Annotated in this window: 3 protein-coding genes; all 3 read left to right on the top strand. The window is 42.7% G+C overall.

Annotation, left to right across the window (positions count from 1 at the left end):
* The first annotated feature begins 175 nt into the window (after positions 1-175).
* Genes QYT14_RS17795 through QYT14_RS17785 form a run of 3 tightly spaced genes read left to right on the top strand, consistent with a single transcriptional unit; the run spans position 176 to position 6,142 of the window.
* On the top strand, positions 176-3,325 hold the full coding sequence (locus QYT14_RS17795; RefSeq protein WP_288326175.1) for a TonB-dependent receptor: 3,150 nt from the start codon (positions 176-178) through the stop codon (positions 3,323-3,325).
* Positions 3,326-3,342: 17 nt separating this feature from the next.
* On the top strand, positions 3,343-5,262 hold the full coding sequence (locus QYT14_RS17790) for a RagB/SusD family nutrient uptake outer membrane protein (protein WP_288326173.1): 1,920 nt from the start codon (positions 3,343-3,345) through the stop codon (positions 5,260-5,262).
* A 16-nt stretch (positions 5,263-5,278) separates the two neighbouring features.
* On the top strand, positions 5,279-6,142 hold the full coding sequence (locus tag QYT14_RS17785; RefSeq protein WP_288326171.1) for a discoidin domain-containing protein: 864 nt from the start codon (positions 5,279-5,281) through the stop codon (positions 6,140-6,142).
* The last annotated feature ends 72 nt before the right edge of the window (positions 6,143-6,214 follow it).

Genomic DNA, 6,214 nt, shown 5'->3' with positions numbered 1-6,214 from the left:
TTCTTAGTTCTACAGGAACTAAGAATATAGGTTACAACATCAAGTTTAAGTTAAAAAATTAACTTAAGGTAGAGTTAAAATATGAGCATAAACTGATTCGACAAATGATGTGTTAGCCGTTTTTATGGGAAATAAATGACATTGCTTATTTATTAACATAAAATTAGAGAGTATTATGAAAAAAACGTTTCTATTGACAGTTTTGCTATGCTCCTTTTTTTCGGGAATTGATGCATCCGGCATTCCTGTTACAGATGAATCAACTATCGTTCTGCAAAATCGTAAGGTGGAGGGAGTTGTAGTAGATGAAACAGGCGAGCCTATTATCGGTGTTAATGTCCGAATTAAGGGAAATTCTACTTTAGGGGCAATTACCGATTATGACGGTAAGTTTGTCATAAATGCGTCTGAGAAAGACATTTTAATTTTGTCTTATATCGGTTATAAAACTCAAGAAGTAAAAGTGGGAAACCAAAAGAGCTTGAGGATTAAAATGAAGGAGGATAGCGAGACCTTGGGAGAGGTTGTGGTTACGGCTTTCGGAACTGGACAGAAGAAAGAGTCTATTGTGGGTTCTATCCAGACAGTACGTCCCAATGACTTGAAAGTGCCGTCGGCCAATCTTTCTAACTCTTTCGCCGGACGTCTTTCGGGGGTTATCGCCTATCAGCGCAGCGGACAGCCAGGCAGCAATGGCTCTGATTTCTACATTCGTGGTATTTCTACTTTGAGTGGTATGACTTCTCCGCTTATTATTTTGGATGGAGTGGAAGTAAGTTCGTCGGACTTGGATGCGTTGGATCCTGAAATTATAGAAGGGTTCTCTATTTTGAAAGATGCTACTGCCACTGCCATGTATGGTACACGTGGAGCTAACGGTGTAATGATTGTTACAACCAAAAGCGGTGCCGACCTTGAGAAACCCATCATCGGTGTGCGTGTAGAAACAAATATTATGCAACCTACAAAAGTGCCTAGCTTTGTAGACGGATACCGCTACATGGAACTGTATAATGAAGCTGTGACCAGTGAAGGGACAGGTAATATTCTCTACACTAACGAGCAAATAGAGAATACCCGCAATGGGGTGAATCCTTATATTTGGCCTAATGTGGATTGGTATGGTGCTTTGTTCAAGGATTTGGCATTCAACCAAAAAGCCAACTTCAATATCCGTGGAGGTACGAAGAAGATTACTTACTTCATGAATGTGGGAGCCAATCATGAAACCGGTATGCTTAAAAATGAAGCATCCAAGTATTTCTCCTACAAAAATAATATTGATTTGATGAAGTACACTTTCCAGAACAATATTGATTTCCACATGTCTAAGACTTCAACCATTTCTTTGCACCTGAATGTGCAGTTGAATGACTTGACACAACCTAACACTTCTGTAGGCGATTTGTATGGGGCTGTAATGAACTCTAATCCGGTCGACTTCCCTATCGCTTATCCGGCAGACGGTGTGAACAACTGGATTTATTGGGGAGCGTATGCCGGCGGTAACGACCAGGGTGCAGTCAACCCGATGGCCAGCTTGACCAATGGCTATACTGATATTTTTGAAAGTACGGTAATGGCTAATATTGACTTTGAACAAAAGTTGGATTTTCTGTTGAAGGGGCTTCGCTTTAAGGCTTTGTTCTCTTATAAGAACTATAATAAAACCACTACCAGCCGTTCGCAAGGCATTAACCGTTATACATTGACCGGCTATACTCAGAATGCTGACGGTACTTATAATCTGAACATATCTCCGTTTGGTTCTTCCAACCCAAGCAAGCCGGTATTGAGTACAACTTCGAGCGTTTCGGGTGACCGCCGTATTTATTTCCAGTCTTATGTGGATTATATGAATAAATTTGGTGACCACAATGTGAGCGGTATGCTTCTTTGGAATATTGACCAATACGATAATAATGCTCCTAGCGGTTTGGTGGCCTCACTTCCCCGACGTAAGATGGGCTTTGCAGGTCGTCTTTCTTATGATTATGCCAATCGTTATATGTTGGAAGTAAATGCCGGTTATAATGGTTCCGAAAACTTTGCCAAAGGACATAAATGGGGCTTCTTCCCCTCTGTGGCTGTAGGTTGGAATGTAAGTCAGGAAAGTTTCTTTGAACCTCTGAAAGATGTTGTTTCCAGCTTGAAACTGCGTGCTTCTTACGGTTTGGTAGGTAATGACCAATTGCTCGATTCTTCTGGTGGCCTTATCCGTTTCATATATATGTCCGATATCACGCTTCAAAGTGATAATGCAGGATTTACTACAGGTGACAAGCAGCAGGTTTCTTTAAAGGGTCCTGTATATACCCGTTATCAGAACAACGACTTGACATGGGAAGTGGGTGAGAAGTTGAACGTGGGTCTTGATATGCAGTTGTTCAATTCCGTTAATGTTACTGTGGATGCTTTCCGCGAAATCCGTCGTGATATATTCCAGCAGCGCTATTCTATTCCTAACTACCTTGGTACAGCCAGCACAGCCGTTTATGGTAACTTGGCTAAAGTGAAGAACTATGGTTTCGACCTCTCGCTTGATTATGGAAAGCAAATCAATAAAGACCTTGCTATTCAGTTTAAAGGAACATTTACTTTTGCACGCAATGAGATTTTGGAATATGACGAGGCTCCCGGTGTGCGTCCCTCTCTGTCTAATATCGGCAAGAAGCTGAATACCATCTACGGTTATGTAACCGACGGCCTTTATATTGACCAGGCTGATATCGCTAATAGTGCAACTTCTACATTGGGTAATATCGCTATCGCTCCGGGTGATATTAAATATGTAGACCAGCCCGACAGAGACGGTAACTATGATGGAAAAATCACGAGCGACGACCGTGTAGCCATGGGTTATCCTACTGTGCCTGAAATTGTGTATGGTTTTGGTCCGTCCATTTCTTATAAAAACTGGGATTTCTCTTTCTTCTTCCAAGGCGTAGCCAATACTTCGTTGATGATGTCTGGTTTTGCCCCGTTCGGTACTCAGTATAACCGTAATGTATTGTCATGGATTTCTGATGACTATTGGTCACCAACTAATCAGAATCCTAATGCCGCTTATCCGCGTTTGACTAAGAATGATAACAACCACAATACTCAATCATCAGATTATTGGTTGCGCAATGGTGCTTTCCTGAAACTGAAAAATGCAGAAATAGGTTATACTTGGAAGAAAGTTCGTTTCTATGTAAGTGGAGCTAACTTGCTCACTTTCTCTCCTTTCGATCTTTGGGACCCTGAAATGGGTGGCGGTAAAGGTTTGAGCTACCCGACTCAGCGTACCTTTAATCTTGGTTTACAGTTGTCATTTAAATAATCCAAAAACGAACAGATATGAAAAAGTTTAATCAAATATTTATTGTAGCGGTTTGTCTGCTTTTGGGCATATTGTCTTCTTGCAATTACTTGGATGTTGTTCCTGACGAAAAGGCGACGGAAAAAGATGCATTTGAAGACAAAGATGCTGCAAAACGTTTTGTTTATTCGTGCTATGCATATATTCCTAATCCGAGAAGCGGTACGGGCTCATTGGACCTCTTTACTTCTGATGAAGTGGTAACGGCTTTTGAGCATGAAACATTTGCTGCCTTTCCTAAAGGTAACTATTCAGCCTCTAATCCGGTTATCTCGTACTGGAACTCTTTGTTCCAAGGTATCAAGCAATGCTATATCTTGCTGAACAATATTGATATGGTTCCTGCATTGGAGCCTTCTATTAAGGCGGACTATATTGCCCAGGCTAAGTTCTTGATAGCTTATTATCATTTCTTGCTGGTACGTAACTATGGACCGGTTATTCTGGTGAAGGAAGAACCGTCACTTACTACTCCTGCAGACCAATATGCAGCACGTTCGCCTTATGATGAATGTGTGGATTATGTTTGCCAGATGTTTGATGAGGCGGCTGCCGAACTGCCTGCAACCCGTATCAATGAGAACTACGGATTGGCTACAAGTGTGGCTGCCAAGGCGTTAAAGGCACGAATGCTGCTTTATGCCGCTTCCCCTTTGTTTAACGGAAACAGCGAATTCTATTCCAACTTTGTCAATAAAGACGGAGCGGCATTGATGCCTCAAGCATATAGTGCAGAGAAATGGCAGAAGGCTAAGGTGGCTTATGAAGAAGCGATTCGTGCGGCAGAAGGAGCTGGACACAGTCTTTATACCAATACAGATTATATGTTGGACGGATATGACAATGCAGAACCTGTCGACCCTGTGCAACACAGATTGCGCTATACTATTATTGAACCTGCCAATAAAGAAGTAATCTGGGCTGATTGCCGTTCGGAAGGTGCCTATAGTGTCCAAAACAAGTCTCTTCCATTCTGTAACGGATCTGCTTACAATGGTGTGTCTCCGACTCTTGCCATGTTGAAGCGTTTCTATACCAAGAACGGACTTCCTATTGACCAGGACCCCGACTTCCCGAAAGGCAACGGTATGTATGAAGTGACTGCTTTGGGTGAAGAAAATGCGGCTATCGGTGAGCCGGATGCAAAGACCATCCGCTTTAACTTGAATCGTGAACCTCGTTTTTATTCATGGGTTGCTTTCCAAGGAGGATTCTTTGAAATCATGAGTGCGTCAGATGGTAATGGGGCTTATCAGAATGATGAGAGCTATAATAAATACAGTGATGACTCTCAAGGAAAATTAGTATGCGACTTTGTGATAGGCGGCAATACTTCTCGTCAGCCGGCAGGAAGCAGTCTGCGCACTAATAACTATTCACCTACCGGCTATCTGAACAAAAAGGGAGTGGTTCCCGGTTACAACGTGCGTACCTCTTTATATAATCCGCCGTTCTATCCATGGCCTGTCATTCGTTTGGCAGAACTGTATTTGGGATATGCCGAGGCTTGTGTGGAGTGTAATGATTTAAATACTGCAAAGACTTACTTGGACAAAGTGCGTACCCGCGCCGGTATCCCCACGGTAGAAACATCATGGAATGGCATTGCTACATTAGACCAGGCCAAGCTGCGTGAGATTGTCCGTCAGGAACGCACCATTGAGTTCTATCTGGAAAACCAGACTTTTTGGGACTTGCGCCGTTGGAAGCAGGCCGAAGAATATTTTGGTGTAAAGGCTAAGGGGATGAATATTGCAGGCAAGACCATAGACGAGTTTGCACAAGAAACTGAAGTGACCTTTGAGCGTAAGTTTGAAAGTCCGACCCAATACTTGATGCCTATTCCTTTAACAGATATCAACCGTAACATGAATCTGGTTCAAAATCCTGGTTATTAATCAAAATAGAATAAAGATGAAGAATACATTCAAATATTATGCCGGAATGCTCCTGGTTGGAGTTGCCTTGGTGAACATCAGCTGCAGCAGTGATGAAGATGGGATTACACCGGCCGAAATTACAAACTTGACAGCAGAAAGTACTTCCGGACGCATTGTGCTTCGCTGGGATACTCCTGAAGATGCAAGTATCCGTTATATTGAAGTGAGCTATTATGACCACTTGTTGAAAAAAGATGCTGTACGCACTGCCAGCATTTATGCAGACAGTATTGAAATACCGGATACTCGCAAGAAATATGGTGAGTATCAGTTCTCGGTACAAACGGTTAGCCCTACAGGTGATAAAAGTGCGGTTCAGACTATTTCCAAGGTTTCGGAACCGGCATTGCCTACTTTTGTGAGCACACCGATAGCTTTGACTGCCGCTGACCTGAGCACGAATGCACAGGAACCGAGTGAAGGACCTATTGCCAATTTGCTGGATGGCAATACCGGTACTTTCTTCCATACAGCATGGAGTGTCAGCATACCGGCTCCCCACTGGCTGCAGGTTAATTTGAAAGAAGAAATAACAGGCTCCTATAAGTTTTATTATGCACCTCGTAATAATGGTAATAACAAGCCGACGGACTTTGACTTGGTGGGTAGCACGGATGGTACCAACTGGTTTCTTATCCGTAAATTTACCAAAGAGGCAGACGGACTTCCGGTTACTTCTACGGGTACATTTACTTCCGAGATTTATGAAGCGCCACAGCCGTTCAGTCAAATCCGACTGGTCGTTAATGCTACTAACACGGGCAGCATTTTCTGGACAATGTCCGAATTTAAATTTTATTCGGTTTCTGTGATGGATCCCGAAGCTGCTGAAGAATAAGAGGCTCTCTTCACACATTAAGATAGTGATTTAGATTATCGAGGGGGGTGTTCGTGAGAACATCCTCTTCTT

The sequence above is a fragment of the uncultured Phocaeicola sp. genome (assembly GCF_948499155.1).
In the GTDB taxonomy this organism is placed as follows: Bacteria; Bacteroidota; Bacteroidia; order Bacteroidales; family Bacteroidaceae; genus Phocaeicola; species Phocaeicola faecalis.
This window is presented reverse-complemented; position numbering and strand designations above follow the sequence as displayed.